The sequence below is a fragment of the Curtobacterium sp. RIT-PI-V genome, from assembly GCF_025642935.1.
Classification (GTDB): domain Bacteria; phylum Actinomycetota; class Actinomycetes; order Actinomycetales; family Microbacteriaceae; genus Curtobacterium.
Genome location: NZ_JANZKM010000003.1, coordinates 105246 through 125007 on the forward strand (window position 1 = coordinate 105246; position 19762 = coordinate 125007).

Sequence of the window (19762 nt, forward strand, 5' to 3'; positions counted from 1 at the left end):
CCGATGATCGGGGTGCTCACGACCATCCGGCGAACTCCCGGGCGCGTCGTCAGGAGGTGCGGGCGGTGAGGGTGACGACGACCGCCTCGGGGCGGCAAGCGAAGCGCACGGGCGCGTAGATCGAGGTGCCGAGACCGGCCGAGACCTCGAGCCACGACCAGTGGTTCCGGTGCTCCCACTTGTGCAGTCCGCTGACGTACCGGCGGGGCAGGTCGCTGTTCGTGACGAGGGCGCCGACCCCGGGGACCTGGACCTGGCCGCCGTGCGTGTGCCCGGCGAAGATGACGTCTGCGCCCTGGGTGACGAAGGCGTCGAGCACGCGGCGGTAGGGCGCGTGCGTGACACCGATCGCGACGGGAGTGGGGCCGTCCTCGTCCTCCGACCAGGGGACCTCGCCGCGCATCTCGTCGACGTTCGTGGGGAGCAGGTCGAGGCGGTCCCAGTCGCGGTGGGCGTCCGAGGTGCCGAACAGCTCGAAGCGCGAGCCGCGGAGCTCGACGGCGTGGGCGTGGTCGTTCAGGTCGAGCCAACCGAGGGACTCGAAGAACGCCGTCTGCCGGTCGATGTCGAGTTCGACGGGCTTCGCCCCGCTGTGCATCCGGCTCGGACCGGAGAAGTACTTCAGCGGGTTGCGCGGCGACGGCCCGAAGAAGTCGTTCGACCCGTACGCGAACACGCCGGGGACGCCGCGGAACGGCTCCAGCGCGTACTCCACGGCCGCGTTCGCCGTGGGGTGCCCGAGGTTGTCGCCGGTGTTGACGATGAAGTCCGGCTCGACCAGGGACAGGTCGCGCAGCCACTGCTGCTTGTCGGCCTGCCACGGGGCCATGTGGATGTCGGACAGGTGCAGGACGGTCACGTCACGTGACCCCGGCGGGAGGACCGGGACGGTCTCCCACCGGATCCCGAAGCGTCGGCGTTCGACCAGGGAACCCCAGGCGAACGAGGCGGCGCCGGCGGCCGCTCCGGCTGCGAGGACCCCGAGGGCGGCGCGACCGCGCGTCACTTGCACTCCTTCGGCGCCTTGCCGTCCTTGTCGCCGTAGAGCTTGATCCGCACATCGGTGTTCTTGTCGGCTGCGGCTCCGATCGCCGGGTCGACGGCTGCGACCTTGCAGGTCTTGTTGCCACCGCCCTTGGCGTAGTCGTCCGTCACGGCGACGTTGCCGAAACCGGCGTCGTTGAGGGCGGAGCGGGCATCACCGAGCGAGTCCCCACCGATCTCGGGAACGGTCCCCTGCGAGCCGTCCGACGTGTACACGGTGACGGCGGAACCCGACGACAGGAGCGAGCCTGCTGCCGGCGAGGTCGTCGTCACGGAGCCCGCCGCGCCGCCGCCGGTCTGCTGCCCGCCGTCGACGTACGAGAAACCGGCGCCGGAGATGGCGGCACGGGCCTCGTCGGCGCTCTTGCCGCGGACGTCCGGGAGCGCCTTGGCGTTGCCACGGAGTGCGGACGTGTTCGGGTCCGTGAACGGTCCCGCGGGGTAGACCGCGTTGATCGGGGTCATCGCCTGCCTCCACACGTCCGCACGGACGCCGGCGTAGGTGCCGTTCACGCCGTTGCTGTAGTGACGGAGGTTGTTGAGCTTGCCGTCGGTGTTGCCCTGCCAGTACGCCGTGGCGACGCGCGAGCTCGACCCGACGAGCCAGATCTGGTTCGCCGTGTCGGTGGTGCCGGTCTTCGCGAACAGCTGCGTGCCGTCCGGCGTCTGCGCCCCGCGTGCCGTTCCGCTGGTGATCGTGCCCTTCATGGCGTAGACGGCTGCGTGTGCGACCTCGGGGTCGATCGCCTGCTTGCAGTCCTTCGTCTGGCCGCCGAGCTGCTTGCCGGACGGCGCGGTGATCTGGTCGATGGCGATCGGCTTGCAGTAGATCCCGTTGTTGGCGACGGCAGCGTAGGCCGCGGCCATCGTCATCGGGGCGATGTCGTTGGTCCCGAGGACCGCGGACGGGTTGTACTGCAGCTCGCCGCCGTCGGCACGGTGCACGCCGAGGGACTCCGCGGTGTCGCGGATGTCGCAGAGGTCGAGCTTCTGCGCCATGTTCAGGAACGCGAGGTTGATCGATCCGGCGGTCGCAGCGGCGACGGTGTAGTTGCCGCTCTCGCCGGGGCTGTCGTTCTTCGGGTTGTAGTTGCCGGCCGTGATGGGTGCGCCACAAGCGGTCCACCCCGTCGACATGTTGCGTGGAGCGCCGCTCACGACCTCGTTCAGACCGTGCCCGGCCTTGAGCCATGCGAGCAGGGTGAAGAGCTTGTACGTCGAGCCGGTCTGGAACCCGCCGGAGTTGCCGTACTTGTAGTCCACGCTGTAGTTGATGGACGTCGACGTCGGGGCGGACTTCAGGGACTGGTCGTAGTCCTTGTTCTGCGCCATCGTCACGATGCGGCCGGAGCCGGCCTCGATCGAGTTGAGCGTCGCACCGAGCGCGAGGTTGGTCTCGGCCTTGTTGTCGTAGGTGTTGACGAGCTGCTTCTGCTCGGCGTTGAGGTCGATGTTCAGCGACGTCTGGACCTTGTAGCCGCCGTTCCGCCACGCGGTGTCGCGCGCCTTCTGCGACGAGCCGAGCTGGGACATCTCCTTCACGATCTTGACGGCGTAGTCGCAGAAGAACTGCGAACCGTCGCCGACCGATGCCCGGCAGCCCTGCGACGGCTCGGTCAGGTGGACGTAGTCCTTCGGGCTCGCCGCGATGGCCTGGTCGTACTCGGCCTTCGTCAGGTTCTCCTGCGCGTACATCGACTTGAGGATGACGTTGCGCCGGGCGACGTTCGCCTCGTACTTCTTCGGGCTCGACAGGTTGCGTGCCTCGGGGTACTGCACGATGGCCATGAGCGAGGCGGCCTCGGCCGGGGTCAGCTTCGTCGCGCTCTTGTTGTAGTAGTGCTGCGCGGCGGCCTGCACACCGTAGGTCTGGTCGCCGAAGTAGGCGATGTTCAGGTAGGCGGTGAGGATCTCCTTCTTGGAGTACTTCTTCGCCAGCCCGATCGCGAGCTTCATCTCCTCGAGCTTGCGGGGGATGGTCTGCTCGACGGCCTCGTTGTAGGCCTTCTGCTGTTCCTTCTTGGTGGGCAGGTTCAGGGCTTCGTTCATCTTGATGTTGCGCACGAGCTGCATGGTCAACGTCGACCCACCGCCCGACTCGCCGAGCCCGCCCGCGACACTGCCGACGCCCGCACGGATGAGCGAGGTCATGTCGACGCCACCGTGGCTGTAGAAGCGCTTGTCCTCGCCGTCGATGGCGGCGTTCTTCAGCTGCTCGCTGATCTGGTCGAACTTCAGTTCCTGCCGGTTCTGGTCGTAGACGGTCGCGAAGTGCACCGACTTGCCGCCCGAGTACGCGTACAGCTCGTTGCGCTGCGGCAGGTCACCGATCTCGATGTACTCCGGCAGGGACTCGAACACACCGATCGTCGACGTCGTCGTGACACCGGCGACCGCGATGGCCGGGGTGACCCCGATCGTGACCAGCAGGCCGGCGAGGGCGCTGAACCCGACGAATCCGATGAAGGCGCCGACTGCTGAGACGGGCTTGGTCCGCGAGGCAGACGTCTTCTGGGCAGACATAGGATGCAGCCTAAACGACACCCACGACTGAAAGGCTGGCAAGGAACCGCATGACTCGCTGGGAGTACTTCACCACGCCCCTGATGATCCACAACACCACCGCCATCCTCAACAACTACGGGGACGAGGGCTGGGAGCTGGTCCAGATCGTCACCGGCCCCGAGGGTGGACTCGTCGCGTACCTCAAGCGCCCGAAGGCCGACGCATGAGCGTCGCGGACCGCCTCGCCGAGCTGGGGCTGACGCTCCCGCCGGTCGCCGCACCCGTCGCCGCGTACGTCCCTGCGGTCGTCACCGGCCAGTACGTCTACACGGCCGGGCAGCTGCCGTTCGTCGACGGCGCGCTGCCCGTCACCGGCAAGGTCGGGGCGTCGGTCGACGCCGAGACCGCCACCGCGCAGGCCCGCGTGGCAGCGCTCAACGCACTCGCCGCCGTCGAGTCGGTCGCCGGCTCGCTCGACCGCGTCGCCCGGGTCGTCAAGGTCACCGTCTTCGTCGCGTCGGAGCCGTCCTTCACGGGCCAGCCCGGGGTCGCGAACGGCGCCTCCACGCTGGTCGGCGAGGTCTTCGGCGATGCCGGGGTCCACGCGCGCAGCGCGGTGGGCGTCGCGGTGCTGCCGCTGGACGCTCCTGTCGAGGTCGAGCTGGTGGTGGAGCTCACCGCCTGACGGCAGCGACCGACGGAACGAACGTGAGCAGGGCCTCCAGTCCGAGATGGACGGGAGGCCCTGCTTCCGTCACCGGGACTCCGTGAGTTCCGCGATGGTCGCCATGATCGTCGGGTCGGCGAGCGTCGTCGTGTCGCCGATGCGGCGGCCCTCGGCCGCGTCGCGGAGCAGACGCCGCATGATCTTGCCGGAGCGCGTCTTCGGCAGCTCGGGGACGATGACCACCTGACGGGGCTTCGCGATCGCGCCGATGCGCTTGCCCACCCAGTTGCGGAGTTCGGTCGACGCCGATTCGCGGTCGACGTCCGCAGCGGCCTCGGCGGTCAGGATGACGTACGCGACGACCGCCTGTCCGGTCGTCTCGTCGGCGGCTCCGACGACGGCGGCCTCGGCGACGCCCTCGTGTCCGACCAGGGCGGACTCGATCTCGGCCGTCGACAGGCGGTGGCCGGAGACGTTCATGACGTCGTCGACGCGGCCCTGGATCCAGATGTCGCCTTGACCGTCGAGCCGTGCGCCGTCGCCGGCGAAGTAGCGGCCGGGGAACCGCGACCAGTACGTCTCGACGAAGCGGTCCGGGTCGCCCCAGATGCCGCGCGCCATCGACGGCCACGGCTCGGTGATGGTGAGGTAGCCGCTCTCGCCGGGGTCGGCTCGGTTGCCGTCGTCGTCGACGATCTCGGCGACGATGCCGGGCAGCGGCGTCTGCGCGGCACCGGGCTTGAGCTTCGTGACGCCGGGCAGGGCGGAGATCATGATCGCGCCGGTCTCGGTCTGCCACCACGTGTCGACGATGGGTGTGCGGTCGTGGCCGATGACCTGCCGGTACCAGTTCCAGGCCTCGGGGTTGATCGGTTCGCCGACGCTGCCGAGCAGGCGGAGGGTCTCGAGACTGCGGGCCTCCGGGATCTCGCGACCGGCCTTCATCGCCGCACGGACGGCGGTGGGGGCGGTGTACAGGACGGTGACGCCGTAGGAGTCGACGATGTCCCACCAGCGGCCGGGCTTCGGCTCGTCCGGGGTGCCCTCGTAGAGCACCTGCGTCACGCCGTTCGCCAGGGGGCCGTAGACGACGTACGAGTGCCCGGTGATCCAGCCGATGTCGGCGGTGCACCAGTAGACGTCCTTCTCCGGGTGCATGTCGAACACGTTCTTGTGCGTGTACGCGGCCTGGGTCAGGTACCCGCCGGAGGTGTGCACGATGCCCTTCGGCTTCCCGGTCGTGCCCGAGGTGTAGAGGATGAAGAGGGGGTTCTCGGCGGGGAAGGCCTGCGCTTCGTGTGTGGCGTCCGCTTTCGCGAACTCGTCGTGCCACCACACGTCGCGGTCGTTCCAGGCGATCTCGTTGCCACCGCGCTTGACGACCAGGACGTGCTCGACGCTGTCGGTGCCCTCGCCCTCGAGTGCCTCGTCGACCGCGGGCTTGAGCGCGGACACCGCGCCACGGCGCCAGCCGCCGTCCGCCGTGACGACGAGCTTCGCGCCGGCGTCCTCGATGCGGGCGCGGAGGCTCTCGGCGCTGAACCCGCCGAAGACCACGGAGTGCACGGCACCGATGCGGGCGACGGCGAGCATCGTCACCACCGCCTCGGGGATGAGCGGGAGGTAGACGACCACTCGGTCACCCTGCCCGACACCGAGGTCGGTGAGCATGTTCGCGGCGCGCTGCACGTCGGCGGTGAGTTCGGCGTAGGTGATCCGGCGGGTGTCGCCGGGTGCGCCCTCGAAGTGGATCGCCACGCGGTCGCCGTTCCCCGCGCGGACGTGCCGGTCGAGGCAGTTCTCGGCGACGTTGAGCGTGCCGTCGTCGAACCACTTCGCGAACGGGGCGCCGGACCAGTCGAGGGTCTGCGTGAACGGGGTGCGCCAGTCGAGCAGGCTGCGGGACTGCTCGGCCCAGAAGGCCTCGCGGTCGGCGGCGGCGGCCTCGTGCAGGTCTTCGTGCGCGACGGCGTCGGCGACGAACTCGGGCGTCGGCGGGAAGGTGGCGCCGTCGTCCTCGCGGTGGTCGGTCTGGGTCGGAGTGGACATCGATGTCCTTTCGCGTCGTTGCGTCCTCAGGGTGCGCCACGGAGACTACCCCTCGGCCGGTGCGCTGCGTGGTTCCGTGACGAGCGGCGGCCCGGGTGCGGGGGAGTGGGGCCGCGGCGGCGGGCCCGGGTGCGGGGCAGCGGGGCCGCGACGGCGGACGCCGGTGTGTCCTGGTCGCGGCGGCACGCCCGGCGGTCGTGTCGGGGGTTGCCCCGAGGGGCGGATCGTGGGGTACAGTAGATCCTGCTGGACTCGTTTCCGGCGGCATCGAATCGGATTCCCCCCAATCCTTCGGTGTCCAGGCGGCACCAGTTCCCCCCAACCGGTGCCGCCTCTTCTTTTGTCCGGGGTCCGGCTCGAGCGATCAGCGTTCGCCGGCCGCCGACGATCGGCGGCGATCCGCACGGGGACGCCGGTCGAGTGGACAGACCGGTACATGCTCACGCATGGAGTGCCCGGCGGTCTCGTAGCAGTTGCTACTCCACCCCGGCGCCCGTGATCGACGGGACCTGCTCGCATGGTCCGCCGTCACGCCGTGTCGGGCGCTCGTCGCCGAGTGGGGTACGGCTTTCCGTTTCGGGGGACAAATCGGTCCGTTGGTGCCGTCGGCACTTACCCCTCCACAGGCTGGTTGTGGCACCGGATGCCGAAAACGGCTCTCCTCCTACGCTCTGGCGTCATGCACCGTCACCGTGCCACGCCGTTCCTCCCCGAGGCCGGGCCGTTCCTTCCCGGGGCTGCTGCCGCTGCCCTCCGGCGCCGAACGCACGGTGCCGTCGAGTTCGAGGAACTCGCCGGACTCGTGACGGACGCCGGGGTCACCGACGTCCTGGTCGTCGGCGGCGTCGGCACCTGGACCGACCGTGGCGTCGGACTCGAAGCCGTCGCGCCACGCCTGACCGAGGCACGCACCCGCGAGCTCGCCACGCGGCTGGTGGCGCTCGGCGGCCGCCACGTCGACGAGACCACGCCGTGCGCGGACGTCCGGCACGGCGACGGGATCCGAGTGCACGTCGTGCTCGCCCCGGTCTCGGTCGGTGGCACGGCCCTCTCGATCCGGCTCCCACACCCAGACCGTCCGACCCTCGCCGCCCTCGATCGCGCCGGCACCTTCGAGCACGTGCCGCGTTCCATCGTCGAAGACGCCGTGCACCAGCGCCGCAACGTCCTGGTCACCGGTGCCACCGGCAGCGGCAAGACCACCCTGCTCGCCGCGATGCTCGGCGCCGTCCCGGTCCACGAGCGGATCGTCACGGTCGAGGACGTCGCCGAGCTGCGCATCGCCCACCCGCACGTGGTCGCACTCGAAGCACGGCAGGCGAACGCCGAGGGCGTCGGCGCGCTCGGCCTCGACCGGCTCGTGCGTGAGGCCCTGCGGATGCGCCCGGACCGGATCGTCGTGGGGGAGTGCCGGGGTGCCGAGGTCCGCGAGCTCATGTCCGCGCTGAACACGGGCCACGACGGGGGCGCCGGCACCGTGCACGCCAACGGTGTCGCGGACGTCGCCGCTCGGCTCGAGGCGCTCGGCGCCCTCGCCGGACTCGGCGTCGAGGCGCTGGCCCGACAAGCGGTCAGTGCGTTCGACCTGGTGCTCCACGTCGAGCGTCGGGCTGGTGGACGACGGCTCGCCGCGGTGGGCGCGTTCCACGTCGGGTCGGACGGGAGGCTCGGGGTGCGCCCGGTGGACGGAGCACCGTGAGCAAGGGGTCGCTCCTGGGGCGTCGGGCCCGGCGTCCCGTGCCGTTCGACCCGGCGCGCGTGGCCGGCACCCTGGACCGGGTCGCGACGCTCGTCGCCGCCGGGGTCCCGCCGCCGCGGGCCTGGGAACTGGTCGGCCGGCTCCCTGCGGGGGCCGCTCGCGCGGGGATCGCTCCCGCGTCCGCGGACATCGCCGTCGTCCTGCGGGTCGCGGAGCAGACCGGTGCCCCCGTTGCGGACACCCTCGGTGCCCTCGCCGGAGCGCTCCGTCGATCGGCCGCGTCGGACCGGGCGGTCCGGGTCGCCCTCGCCGGCCCGCGCACCAGTGCCCGCGTCGTCCTGGCGCTGCCGTTGTTCGGCCTCGGACTCGGGGCCGCGTGGGGGTCAGGCGCCGTGCAGGTCCTCACGGGCTCGCCGCTCGGCTGGGTCTGCTCAGCGCTCGCCGCCGTGCTCGTCCTGTCCGGGCGCGCCTGGACCGCACGGCTCGTCCGGTCGGCGACGCCGGACGGACGCGTGCCCGGGGTCGTCCTCGACGCCTGGGCGGTCGCCGTCTCGGGCGGCGGTTCGTGGATCGACGCCGGCGAGGCGGTCCGTCGTGCCGCCGACGGGATCGTCCCGCCGGCGGCCGAGGTGGTCCGTCTGCGCGAGGTCCTCGACCTGGCAAGGCGGGCGGGCGTGCCCGCGGCGGGACTGCTGCGACGCGCCGCGGAGGACGTCCGTGACGACGCTGCCGCCGCCGGGCTCGCCGCGGCCGAGCGCCTGGCCGTCCGACTGGTGCTGCCGCTCGGCGTCTGCGTCCTGCCCGCGTTCGTGCTCGTCGGGGTGGTCCCCGTCGTGGTCGGCGTCCTCTCCTCCACCGTCGTCGGTGCGCGATGACCTCTCCACAGATGGCGCTCGCGGCCCCGATCGTGCGGTGGCCACGCGCGACGCTGGGATCACCGCAACAGAAGGGACGAACCCATGAGCACCACCCCGAACCGAATCCGTCGCACCAGCCGCGTCCTCGACCGGCTCCGCGCCGTCGCCCAGGACGACCAGGGGTCCGCGACCGCCGAGTACGCGGTCGTCATCCTCGCCGCCGTGGCGTTCGCCGGCGTGCTCGTCGCCGTCATGCGCTCGGGCGAGGTGCAGGCCATCCTCACCGAACTCGTCCGCGGTGCCCTCTCGCTGTGACCACGGGCGGCGCTCCGACCGGGGCTCGGTCACGGTCGAGTTCGCGGTCGTGCTGCCTGCCGTCGCCCTCGTCCTCACCCTGCTCGTCGCGGCCGTGCTGGTCGTCGACGGACAGGGACGCCTGCAGTCGGCCGCTGCGGCGGCCGCGCGGGGCGTCGGGCGCGGCGACGACGCCGTCGGACTCGCCGCCGCCGAGCGGATCGCACCCGGATCCTCCGTCACCGTCCGGCGCACCGACGACCTGGTGTGCGTCGACGCGACGCGCGGTGGCACCGGTCCGTTCTCGGCGCTGCCGCTCCGGGCGACGGCGTGTGCTGCGACCGGGGGACGCTGACCCCGAGCGCGGTTCGGTGACCGTGCTCGTCGCCGCCGTCCTCGGCGTCGGGGTGCTCGTCGCGTCGTCGGCGCTCGCCGCCGCCGGACACCGCACGCAGGCAGTCCGGGCCGGGGACGCCGCCGACGCCGCCGCGACCTCGGCCGCTGCGACGTCCATCGGACTCCTGACGGGGTCGCCGTGCGACGTCGCCGAGCGGGTCGCACGGGCGAACGGCTCGGCCCTCGTGGCCTGCGACCTCGCCGCCGCGACGGCCCAGGTGCGGGTGGTCGTCGGCTCCGGACCGTTCGCCGTCGGCGCATCCGCGGTCGCCGGTCCGGCGGACGACCACCCCGACCACGGTGTGTATGGTGTGCCTGTCGGCCACCGGTCACCGATGTCCCGGGCGACCCGGACACGTTCGTGTCCAGGGCCGACCAGCACCACGGATCAAGGAGACACGTGCCAGGCACGAAGAAGCTCGTGATCGTCGAGAGCCCTGCGAAGGCGAAGACGATCGCGCAATACCTCGGTGACGGATACGAAGTCCAGGCCTCGGTCGGACACATCCGCGACCTCGTCGAGCCCAAGAACCTGCCGGCCGAGCTCAAGAAGGGCTCCCTCGGCAAGTTCTCGGTGGACGTCGACAACGGCTTCGAGCCGTACTACGTCGTGTCCGACGCCAAGAAGAAGACGGTCGCCGAGCTCAAGCGTGCGCTCAAGGACGCCGACGAGCTCTACCTCGCAACAGATGAAGACCGCGAGGGTGAAGCGATCGCCTGGCACCTGCTCCAGGTCCTCAAGCCGAAGGTCCCCGTCAAGCGGATGGTCTTCCACGAGATCACGAAGGAGGCGATCCAGCGTGCGCAGGAGGCCACCCGTGAGCTCGACACCGCCCTCGTCGACGCGCAGGAGACCCGCCGCATCCTCGACCGTCTCTACGGGTACGAGGTCTCGCCGGTCCTGTGGCGCAAGGTCGCTCCCGGCCTCTCGGCCGGTCGTGTGCAGTCCGCCGCGACCCGGCTCGTGGTCGACCGCGAGCGCGAGCGTCTCGCGTTCGTCTCGGCCAACTACTGGGACCTCTCCGCTCGGTTCGAGAAGACGGGGGAGTCCTCCTTCTCGGCGCGACTCGCCCGGATCCAGGGCACCCGCGTCGCCTCCGGGCGCGACTTCGACGACCGCGGTGCGCTCAGCGGTGACGTCGTGCGTCTGGACGAGGCCGCAGCCGCCTCGCTGACCACCGTGCTCGAGCGCGCCGGCGACGCCACCGTCCGCAGCGTCGACTCGAAGCCGTACACCCGCCGGCCGGCGGCACCGTTCACCACGTCGACCCTGCAGCAGGAGGCAGCTCGCAAGCTGCGCCTGTCGCCGCGGCAGACGGCGCGTGCGGCGCAGACGCTGTACGAGAACGGGTACATCACCTACATCCGTACCGACTCGGTCTCGCTCTCGAAGCAGGCGATCGACGCGGCCCGCAAGCAGGCGGGCGACCTGTACGGCGCCGCGACCGTGCCGGACAAGCCCCGTCTGTACGCGAGCAAGAGCAAGAACGCGCAAGAGGCGCACGAGGCGATCCGTCCCTCGGGCGACACCTTCCGCACCCCGCAGGAACTCCAGGGCACGCTCACCGGTGTCGAGTGGCGGCTCTACGACCTCATCTGGAAGCGCACCGTCGCGTCCCAGATGGCGGACGCCAAGGGTTCGACCGCATCGATCGTGCTCGGCATCGCGTCGACCGAGTCGGTCGAGGGCATCTCGTCGACCGCGAACGGCACGGACGCCGAGTTCACCGCGTCCGGCACCGTCATCACCTTCCGCGGGTTCCTCAGCGCCTACGAGGAAGGCCGCGACGAGGACCGCCACGAGTCGAGCGAACGTGCCGGTCAGGACGTCGCACTGCCCGACGTCAAGCAGGGCGAGCACCTCGAGGTGCACGACGTGCTGGCGAAGGGGCACGACACCACGCCGCCGCCGCGCTTCACCGAGGCCAGCCTCATCAAGACGCTGGAAGAGCTCGGGATCGGGCGTCCGTCGACCTACCCGACGATCAGCCCGACGATCATCGACCGCGGCTACGTGTCCCTGCGCGGCACCCAGCTCGTGCCGAACTGGATCGCGTTCAGCGTGGTCCGGCTGCTCGAGGAGTACTTCGGCGAACTGGTGGAGTACGACTTCACCGCCGAGATGGAAGAGGACCTCGACCGGATCGCCCGCGGCGACGCCGACCGGGTCGACTGGCTCAAGGGCTTCTACTTCGGTGGTGGCGACGACGACCAGCGCGGCCTGCGGACCGTCATCGACAACCTCGGCGAGATCGACGCACGTGAGATCAACTCGGTCGAGCTCGCACCGGGCCTCACCCTGCGGATCGGTCGCTACGGCCCCTACATCGAGGTGCCGAGCGATGACCCGGAGAAGCCGCGTCGCGTCAACGTCCCCGAGGACCTGGCACCCGACGAGCTGACCGTCGAGAAGGCCAAGGAACTCGTCGACGCCCCCGTCATCGGCGACCGCGTCGTGGGCATCAACCCGGAAACGGGCAAGGAGGTCCTGGCGAAGGACGGCCGTTTCGGCCCCTACGTCACGGAGCGCACCCCGGAGCCCGAGCCCACCGTCGACCCGAAGACCGGCGAGGTCGTCGACGCCGCAGCCGCCGCCCCGGAGCCCGCAGCGGCCGAGGCCCCCGCCGAGACCACGACCGGCAAGAAGGCCCCGGCGAAGAAGGCCCCGGCGAAGAAGACGACGAAGAAGGCCGCGGCGCCCAAGGAACGGACCGCCTCGCTCTTCAAGTCGATGGACCCGGCGACCGTCGACCTCGAGACCGCGCTGAAGCTCCTCGACCTGCCCCGCGTCGTTGGACAGGACCCGGAGACCGGCAACGACATCACCGCGCAGAACGGTCGCTACGGCCCGTACCTGAAGAAGGGGACGGACACCCGGACGCTCCCGGGCGAAGACGCGATCTTCGACATCGACCTCCCCGGTGCGCTCGAGATCTTCTCGCAGCCGAAGTACGGCGGCAACCGTGCCGCGAGCTCCGCGCTGAAGGAGTTCGAGGCGGACCCCGTGTCCGGCAAGCCGATCAAGATGAAGGACGGGCGCTTCGGCCCCTACGTCACCGACGGCGAGACGAACGCGACGATCCCGAAGGGCGAGGACGTCGAGGCCGTCGACCACGCCCGTGCGGTCCAGCTCATCGCGGACAAGCGCGCCAAGGGCCCGGTCAAGAAGAAGACGCCGGCCCGACGGGCGCCGGCGAAGAAGAAGTGACCGGACGGTTCATCACGCTCGAGGGCGGCGACGGCGCGGGCAAGACGACCCAGGCCGAGCTGCTCTCGGCGTGGCTCGTCGAGCACGGCCGCACCGTCCTGCGCACCCGTGAGCCCGGAGGCACCGACCTGGGCCTCCGGATCCGCGAGATCGTGCTGCACGAGCGCGGGCACGTGTCGCCCCGGGCCGAGGCGCTGTTGTACGCGGCAGACCGCGCGCACCACGTCGAGACGGTCGTGCGTCCCGCGATGGCCCGCGACGAGGTCGTGCTGCAGGACCGGTACATCGACTCGTCGGTCGCCTACCAGGGCGTCGCGCGCGGCCTCGGCGCCGAACACATCCGCTCGGTGTCGGAGTGGGCGGCGGACGGCCTGGCGCCGGACCTGACGATCCTGCTCGACCTCGACGTGACGGTCGGACGCGCGCGGGTCGCCGCGGCCCGTGGCGACACGTTCGACCGCCTGGAGTCCGAGGCCGAGGCGTTCCACGAGTCGGTGCGACGGGCCTTCCTGGACATGGCGGCGGCTGAGCCCGACCGCTTCCTGGTGGTCGACGCCGGCGGATCCACCGAGGACGTGCAGCGTGCCATCCGTGCCGCGGTCGCCCCGCTCGTCACGATCGACCCGACATGACCGTGGTCGCCCGCAAGGTGGTCGTCGCCCGCATGACGGTGGTCACTGACAGGATGGCTCCGTGAGCGTGTGGGACGGCCTGACCGGTCAGGAAGAAGCAGTCGCCTCCCTCCGGAACGCCGCGGAGTCGACCGACGGCACCGGCGGCATGACGCACTCGTGGTTGATCACGGGGCCACCCGGGTCCGGTCGGTCGAACGTGGCGACGGCGTTCGCCGCGGCCCTCGTGGGCAACGGTCCCGACGACGACCACACCCTGCAGCAGATCACCGCGAAGACCCACCCCGACGTGTCGGTGCTCACGACGCAGCGCGTGATCATCACGATCGACGAGATCCGGCAGCTCGTGACCTCGTCGTACTACTCTCCGTCGGTCGGGCGGTACCGCATCGTCATCATCGAGGACGCCGACCGCATGACGGAACGCACTTCGAACCTGCTGCTCAAGGCGCTCGAGGAGCCCCCGGAGCGCACGGTCTGGATCCTCTGCGCCCCGAGTGAAGCCGACCTGCTGCCCACCATCCGGTCGCGCGTCCGCTCCGTACGCCTCCGGGTCCCCGGCATCGAGTCCGTCGCCGACCTGCTCGTCGCGCGCACCGGCATCGACCGCGCCCTCGCGATGGACGCAGCACGGCAGGCGCAGAGTCACATCGGGATGGCGCAGCGCCTGGCCACGAGCGAGGACGCCCGCGATCGTCGGCGTCGCACCCTGACGACCGTGCTCGGCGTCCGCAGTGTCGGTGATGCCGTGATGGCCGCCGCCGACCTGCTCGCCGTCGCCGACGAAGACGCGAAGGCCATCACGCAGCAGCGCGACTCCGAGGAACGCGACGCCGCACTGCGATCGCTCGGCGTCGAACCCGGCGGCACGATCCCGCCGGCCCTCCGCTCGCAACTCCGTCTGCTCGAAGACGACCAGAAGCGCCGTGCGACCCGCAGCCTGCGCGACGGTCTCGACCGCATCCTGGTCGACGTGTCCTCGCTGTACCGCGACCTGCTCCTGCTCGGTCTCGGCGCCCCGGCGGAACCCGTCAACCTGGCGATGCGCGACCACCTCGACCAGGCCCTGCAGTCGGTCACGCCGGCCGCGGCGCTCGAAGTGCTCGACGCGATCGCCCTCGCCCGGCAGCGGATCGCCGCGAACGTGGCGGCGTTGCTCGCGCTCGAGGCACTGCTCGTCACGATCGCCCGCGTCCGGCACTGACCGCGACGCACACTCCCCGCGACGCACAGTCCCCGCGACGAGTGGGGCATGGGACAATCACGGCATGCCCGACGCTGAACCCGGCCTGCGCGAACGGAAACGCCGCGCCACCCGCCGCGCCATCCAGGCGGCCGCGCTCCGCATCGCGATCGAGGACGGCCTCGGCGCGGTCACCGTGGACGAGATCTCGCGTCGAGCCGACGTCTCCCCCCGCACGTTCTTCAACTACTTCCCGAGCAAGGAACAGGCGATCCTCGGGGACGACCCCGAGCTGCCCGACGACGCTGCGCTGCAGGAGTTCGTCGACGGGGGACCCGACGGTGACCTGCTGTCGGACCTCGGCGCACTGCTCGTGCACTCGACGCAGGAGCTCATCGAGGAACGTGGACTCATCGAGGAACGGCAGCAGGTGCTCCGGGCGAACCCCGAGCTCTTCAGTCGTCGCATGGAGTCGATGAAGGAGTTCCAGGCCGAGATCCAGGCCGCGGTCGCCCGGCGGCTCGAACGCGAGGACCCCGAGCTCGCCGCGGACCCCGATGCACTCCGTCGTCGGGCGCGCCTGGCGTCGATCGTGGCGCTCGGTGCGCTCCGGCACGCGTGGTGGGAGTGGTCCGGGTCCGAGACCGGCTCGCACCTGGTCGACGAGCTCCGCAGGTCCTTCGCCGAGCTCGGCGTGCTCGTTTCGCGTTCACTCGTCTGAGCCTGTATAGTCATTGATCGTGCCGCTCCGGGTTCGGAGCGAGCGCGCCGCCTTAGCTCAGTCGGTAGAGCGATTCACTCGTAATGAATAGGTCGTCGGTTCGATTCCGACAGGCGGCTCGGAACACATCCCCGGTCACGGATCTGCATCAGGTCCTGACCGGGGATTTTTCTGTTGGCGGGAAGCCGCACGCTTCGGCTGCGGGACAGACAGGGGCACGGGGCCCGGGATAGCGTGACGACGTCGCGGGGCTCCCTGCGGCGCAAGAACCACATCGCCCAGCCACCTCCGGCGGACGACCGATGGAGGCACCGTGCTCACCCGTGTGACGATGATCGTCCTCGTGGGTGCGGCGGCAGCGGCACTCGCCGTGAGCGCCGCCGCAGTTCCCGAATCCAGCCGCTCGGCGGCAGCCGCCGCGTCGCAGGGGCAGGGCGCGAACGCGACGCCACTGCGCGCGGACGGCCCGGCCGTGCGCTCCGACCCGACGATCGGCCGGGTGCCGACCTTCTCGGTCGACTTCGACACACCGGCAGCGGCGAACGGACCGTTCGCTGCGACCTACGCGCAGTCGTGGCAGCCGTACCCGGACGGCACCGGTGGACGGTACTGGTCGGGTTCGCAGATCAGCGCGCACGACGGGTACATGGACGTCGCCCTGGACGGCGAACACGGTGCGGCTGGCACCTTCGGCACCCCGGAGGATGCCTGGTCCCACGTGGGCGGGACGTTCAGCATCCGAGCGCGCGCGACCGGCGGCGCCGACAACGGTGTCGCGGTCATGCTGTGGCCGACGTCGGACGACTGGGGCGACGGCGAGGTCAACTTCCCCGAGGGCAACTTCGACAGCACACCCCGCGTGTTCCACCACTCGATGGTCCCCGGTCACGAGAAGCGGTTCGACCACTACAACACGCGCGTGTCGTGGAGCTCGTGGCACACGTACACGACGGAGTGGATCCCGGGCCGAGCGGTCAACTACTACCTCGACGGCGAGCTGGTGTACACGGTCGCCCGGAACGTCCCGTCGTCCCCGCACCGCTACATGTTCCAGGTCGGCAACTGGGGTGACCCGGGCCACCTCGAGATCGACTGGGTCCGCACGTACGATCCTCTGTGACGGGTGCGGATCACCGCACGTTCTTCCCCGTTCTGGGGATTCCCGGAAGCGACGTCCATCGGCCACGATCGAGACTGAGCCCACTCCGCGCGTCGAAAGGTCGTCAGGTCGTCATGCTGTTGTCCCTCCTCTACATGAGTGCCGCTGACGAGCCCTTCGACCAGGAACGGCTGGACGCGCTGCTCGAGCACGCCAGGTCACGCAACGCCGCGTCCGGCCTGTCCGGTCTGCTCGTCTACAAGGACGGCCGCTTCATGCAGCTGTTGGAGGGCCCGGAGGACGCCGTGCTCGAGACCTACCAGCGCATCATCGACGACCCTCGCCACACCGACGTCGGCCTGCTCGTCGAGGAGCGCATCCACACGCCGCGCTTCGGCGAGTGGACGATGGCGTTCGACCGCGACGCGGAGACGCCGCTGCCGGACGGGTTCGACGCGTTCCTGGTCGACGGCGACAGCAGTGCGGACACGAGCAAGGCCCGCGCCCTGCTGCGGTGGTTCCGCAACCACCCGCTGGCGGCGCCGGACGCGGCGCTCGGCAAGCACCGCCGCTGAGGGCGAGCGCCGGCCTCAGGGCAGGTAGTACGTCGGGTTCGGCAGCTTGACGCTGCGGTCCGCCGAGCCCCCGAGCAGGTCGCTGTACTGGTCGCCGAAGTTCGCGACCACGTCGTACCGGCCGCCCGATCGTGACTCGATGTGCGCCCGAGTCTGCGACTTGTACTCGACGGTGGTGCACTTCGCCGTGGCGCAGGTGATGTACGACGGCTGCTGCGACGCCCCCACCCCGGTCCACTTCGTGTAGTACGTCTCGGTGCCGCGCTTCGTCGCCGAGAACTGCGGGTAGCCGACGCGCTGCAGGTTGTCGATGGTGGCGGTCTCCTGGTCGGCGTTCCGGCCGGTCAGCCCGATGACCGTGCACCCGGAACGCTGTGCGATCGACACGAGCGAGGTCATCGACGGGGTCGCGGGGAACCGTTCGTCCTGCACCCACTCGTCCTGCCGTGCGGGGTCGAAGACGAAGTGCATGTCCGCGACCTCCATGTCGTACGTCCAGAGCGTGGTGTCGTCGGCGTCGAGCACAATCGCGGGGTTGCGGTGCAGCTTGCGGCCGACGGCGCACTGGGCGGCGACGACGGGGGCCTGCCGGCGGACGACGGATCGCATCTCGCGGATGTACGGAGAGTCGGTGCGGTTCGCGAGTCCGGTGCCGGGGTCGCCGTAGTACGTGGCGATGGTCTTCTTGACGGAGTCGATGTTCGGGATGCCCTCACCGGACTGGGTCGCACCGGAGGAGCCGTCGGCCGCCATCGTGAACTGCGTCCGTGGGGACAGCCGGGGCTCGGAGACGCCGGGCAGATCGGCGGAGGGGAGGTAGTACGTGGGGTTCGGCAGCTTGAGCGACCGGTCGGCGTACCCGCCCTGCAGGTCGCTCCACTGGTCGCCGATGTTCAGCGTGATGTCGTAGCCGAGGTCCTGCTCGATGTGCTTTCGGGTCAGGGCCTTGTACTCGACGGTCGTGCAGCTCGCGGCGGCGCAGGTCACGTACGACGGCTGCTGTGAGGCGCCCTTGCCGGTCCACTTCGTGAAGAAGCGGTCCTCGGTGAAGGCGGTGTAGCCGACCTTCGACAGGTTCTGCACGGTCGCGGTCTTCTGGTCGTCGTTCCGGCCGGTCAGTCCGAACACGGTGAAGCCCATCGCGGCGGCGCGGTTGACGAAGCCGACCATGGACGGGGTGGCGGCGAAGCGCTCGTCCTGCACCCACTCGTCCTGCCGTGCGGGGTCGAAGACGAAGTGCATGTCCGCGACCTCCATGTCGTACGTCCACAGGGTGGTGTCGTCGGCGTCGAGGACGATCGCGGGCTTCTCGCCGTGCCGGACGGCACGGTCGTGGATGCGCTGCAGCGACGCTCCCTGGCGGGTGACGATCGATCGCATCTCGCGGATGTAGGGGGAGTCGATCCGGTTGGCCAGGCCCGTGCCGGGGTCGCCGTAGTACGTGGCGATGGTCTTCTTGACGGAGTCGATGTTCGGGATGCCCTCGCCGCCCTGCGTCGCCCCGGACGTGCCGTCGGCAGCCATCGTGAAGTGGGTCCGCGGCGTCAGGCCGGCGTCGGCGGAGTATCCCGGCGAGTGTCCCGGTCCGTGTCCTGGGTCGCCCCACCCGTGTGCGTTGGCCGGACCGCCGACGAGGGTGGACGTGAGGACGATCGCCGCGCTGGTGGCGACGACGGAGAGGACGGAACGGCGCATGGAGGACCTGCACACCTTCGACTCGGGGAGGAGTGACCCCCGGATGGGGGATCGTGGAGCACGTTAGCTGGCAATCACCAGTGGAGTCCATACCAAAATGCTGCGGCCCGTCCTGGTAGACATGGCCGCATGACGGTTCGCTGGGGAGTCATCGGCACGGGCGGCATCGCTCGGTCCTTCGTGGGCGACTGCGTCGCCGCGGGCATCGAGTTCACGGCGGTCGGCAGCCGCACCCGCGCCGGTGCCGAGGCGTTCGCGGCGGAGTTCGGCATCCCACGGGCGCACGGCTCCTACGGAGACCTCGTCGCCGACGACACGGTCGACGCCGTGTACGTCGCGACCCCGCACGTCCGGCACGCCGAGGACGCCCTGCTCGCGATCCACGCCGGCAAGCACGTCCTCGTCGAGAAGGCCTTCACGATGACGGCGGCCGAGGCGCGGACCGTGGTCGATGCTGCCCGTCGAGCGGGCGTCGCGGTGACCGAGGCGATGTGGACCCGGTTCCTGCCGCAGATGGCGATGATCCGCGAGGTCCTGGCCGAGGGGCGCATCGGCCGTCCGGTGCTCGTCGAGGCGACGCACCACCAGGCCCTGCCCACCGACCCGTCGCACCGGCTGCGCGATCCCGCCCTCGGCGGTGGAGCCCTGCTCGACCTGGGCGTGTACCCGGTGTCCTTCGCCGTCGACGTGCTGGGGGTGCCCACCTCACTCGTCGCGGCCGGCACACTGAGCGAGCAGGGGGTCGACACGCAGATGGGCCTCGTCCTGACGCACGACGGCGGTGCGCAGTCGATGGTGCACTTCGGGATGGACGTGCGCAGCCCGAACACCGCCTCGGTCATCGGGGAATCGGGGCGCATCGACATCGACTCGACCTGGTACACCCCGACGACGTGGCGGATCCGGGACCGCGACGGTGTCGTGGTCGAGGAGTTCGACGCACGCGAGGAGCTCGCCGGCTACGGCCACGAGGCCCGCGCGTTCGAGGCGATGGTCACCTCGGGCGCGCACGAAGGCGGCCCGATGGACGCCGAACAGTCCGTCGCGATCATGGCCGTGGTGGACGAGGCCCGCCGCCAGGTCGGGGTCCGGTACCCGGCGGACGACCCCTCCACAGCACCCTGATCCGGGTCCCGTC

Annotated in this window: 18 protein-coding genes and 1 tRNA gene; 15 read left to right on the forward strand and 4 right to left on the reverse strand. The window is 70.6% G+C overall.

Annotation, left to right across the window (positions count from 1 at the left end):
* Nucleotides 1–49: 49 nt before the first annotated feature.
* Together OGL88_RS03900 and OGL88_RS03905 are read right to left on the reverse strand one after the other, a co-directional pair.
* Entirely contained in the window at nt 50–1006 is a 957-nt protein-coding gene (locus OGL88_RS03900) for a metallophosphoesterase (RefSeq protein WP_263089846.1), read from the reverse strand.
* Nucleotides 1003–3567, reverse strand: a complete 2565-nt coding sequence (locus OGL88_RS03905; RefSeq protein WP_263089848.1) for a transglycosylase domain-containing protein — start codon at nt 3565–3567, stop codon at nt 1003–1005. The genes OGL88_RS03900 and OGL88_RS03905 overlap by 4 nt, the downstream gene beginning before the upstream one ends.
* Before the next feature lie 50 nt (nt 3568–3617).
* On the opposite strand from OGL88_RS03905, the gene OGL88_RS03910 reads away from it, so the two are divergent.
* Nucleotides 3618–3776 carry a DUF4177 domain-containing protein gene (locus OGL88_RS03910; protein WP_017888699.1) on the forward strand — a complete coding sequence of 53 codons (159 nt, stop codon included), beginning with the start codon at nt 3618–3620 and terminating at the stop codon, nt 3774–3776.
* Nucleotides 3773–4234 (forward strand): RidA family protein, encoded by a 462-nt coding sequence (locus OGL88_RS03915; RefSeq protein WP_263089851.1) that lies wholly within the window; start codon nt 3773–3775, stop codon nt 4232–4234. The genes OGL88_RS03910 and OGL88_RS03915 overlap by 4 nt, the downstream gene beginning before the upstream one ends.
* Nucleotides 4235–4303: 69 nt before the next feature.
* Here the strand turns inward: OGL88_RS03915 and acs are convergent, their stop codons facing one another.
* The gene (gene acs, locus OGL88_RS03920; protein ID WP_263089852.1) at nt 4304–6265 is read right to left on the reverse strand and encodes an acetate--CoA ligase; all 1962 of its coding nucleotides are present in this window, start codon (nt 6263–6265) and stop codon (nt 4304–4306) included.
* 679 nt (nt 6266–6944) lie between these two features.
* Between acs and OGL88_RS03925 the strand changes: the two genes are divergently transcribed.
* From OGL88_RS03925 to OGL88_RS03980, 12 genes are all read left to right on the forward strand, one after another.
* The gene (locus OGL88_RS03925; RefSeq protein ID WP_263089853.1) at nt 6945–7964 is read left to right on the forward strand and encodes a CpaF family protein; all 1020 of its coding nucleotides are present in this window, start codon (nt 6945–6947) and stop codon (nt 7962–7964) included.
* Nucleotides 7961–8839, forward strand: coding sequence for a type II secretion system F family protein (locus OGL88_RS03930; protein WP_263089855.1), 879 nt, complete (start codon nt 7961–7963; stop codon nt 8837–8839). The genes OGL88_RS03925 and OGL88_RS03930 overlap by 4 nt, the downstream gene beginning before the upstream one ends.
* A gap of 84 nt (nt 8840–8923) precedes the next feature.
* On the forward strand, nt 8924–9136 hold the full coding sequence (locus OGL88_RS03935; protein ID WP_263089856.1) for a DUF4244 domain-containing protein: 213 nt from the start codon (nt 8924–8926) through the stop codon (nt 9134–9136).
* Nucleotides 9120–9470, forward strand: coding sequence for a TadE family protein (locus OGL88_RS03940; RefSeq protein WP_263089857.1), 351 nt, complete (start codon nt 9120–9122; stop codon nt 9468–9470). The genes OGL88_RS03935 and OGL88_RS03940 overlap by 17 nt, the downstream gene beginning before the upstream one ends.
* Before the next feature lie 16 nt (nt 9471–9486).
* The gene (locus OGL88_RS03945; RefSeq protein ID WP_263089858.1) at nt 9487–9936 is read left to right on the forward strand and encodes a hypothetical protein; all 450 of its coding nucleotides are present in this window, start codon (nt 9487–9489) and stop codon (nt 9934–9936) included.
* Nucleotides 9912–12719 carry a type I DNA topoisomerase gene (topA, locus tag OGL88_RS03950; RefSeq protein WP_263089859.1) on the forward strand — a complete coding sequence of 936 codons (2808 nt, stop codon included), beginning with the start codon at nt 9912–9914 and terminating at the stop codon, nt 12717–12719. Before OGL88_RS03945 ends, topA begins: the two co-directional genes overlap by 25 nt.
* A complete protein-coding gene (tmk, locus tag OGL88_RS03955) occupies nt 12716–13351 on the forward strand; it encodes a dTMP kinase (RefSeq protein WP_263089860.1) in 636 nt (211 codons plus the stop codon). Before topA ends, tmk begins: the two co-directional genes overlap by 4 nt.
* A 61-nt stretch (nt 13352–13412) precedes the next feature.
* A complete protein-coding gene (locus OGL88_RS03960) occupies nt 13413–14555 on the forward strand; it encodes a DNA polymerase III subunit delta' (RefSeq protein ID WP_263089861.1) in 1143 nt (380 codons plus the stop codon).
* Nucleotides 14556–14619: 64 nt separating this feature from the next.
* On the forward strand, nt 14620–15255 hold the full coding sequence (locus tag OGL88_RS03965) for a TetR/AcrR family transcriptional regulator (RefSeq protein WP_263089863.1): 636 nt from the start codon (nt 14620–14622) through the stop codon (nt 15253–15255).
* A gap of 46 nt (nt 15256–15301) precedes the next feature.
* A tRNA-Thr gene (locus tag OGL88_RS03970) sits at nt 15302–15374 on the forward strand.
* A gap of 194 nt (nt 15375–15568) precedes the next feature.
* Nucleotides 15569–16375, forward strand: coding sequence for a glycoside hydrolase family 16 protein (locus OGL88_RS03975; protein WP_263089865.1), 807 nt, complete (start codon nt 15569–15571; stop codon nt 16373–16375).
* A 113-nt stretch (nt 16376–16488) separates the two neighbouring features.
* Nucleotides 16489–16929, forward strand: coding sequence for a BLUF domain-containing protein (locus OGL88_RS03980; protein WP_123338900.1), 441 nt, complete (start codon nt 16489–16491; stop codon nt 16927–16929).
* A gap of 15 nt (nt 16930–16944) precedes the next feature.
* Here the strand turns inward: OGL88_RS03980 and OGL88_RS03985 are convergent, their stop codons facing one another.
* Nucleotides 16945–18624, reverse strand: coding sequence for an HAD family acid phosphatase (locus OGL88_RS03985; RefSeq protein WP_263089867.1), 1680 nt, complete (start codon nt 18622–18624; stop codon nt 16945–16947).
* Nucleotides 18625–18753: 129 nt separating this feature from the next.
* Between OGL88_RS03985 and OGL88_RS03990 the strand changes: the two genes are divergently transcribed.
* Nucleotides 18754–19749 carry a Gfo/Idh/MocA family protein gene (locus tag OGL88_RS03990; RefSeq protein WP_263089868.1) on the forward strand — a complete coding sequence of 332 codons (996 nt, stop codon included), beginning with the start codon at nt 18754–18756 and terminating at the stop codon, nt 19747–19749.
* The last annotated feature ends 13 nt before the right edge of the window (nt 19750–19762 follow it).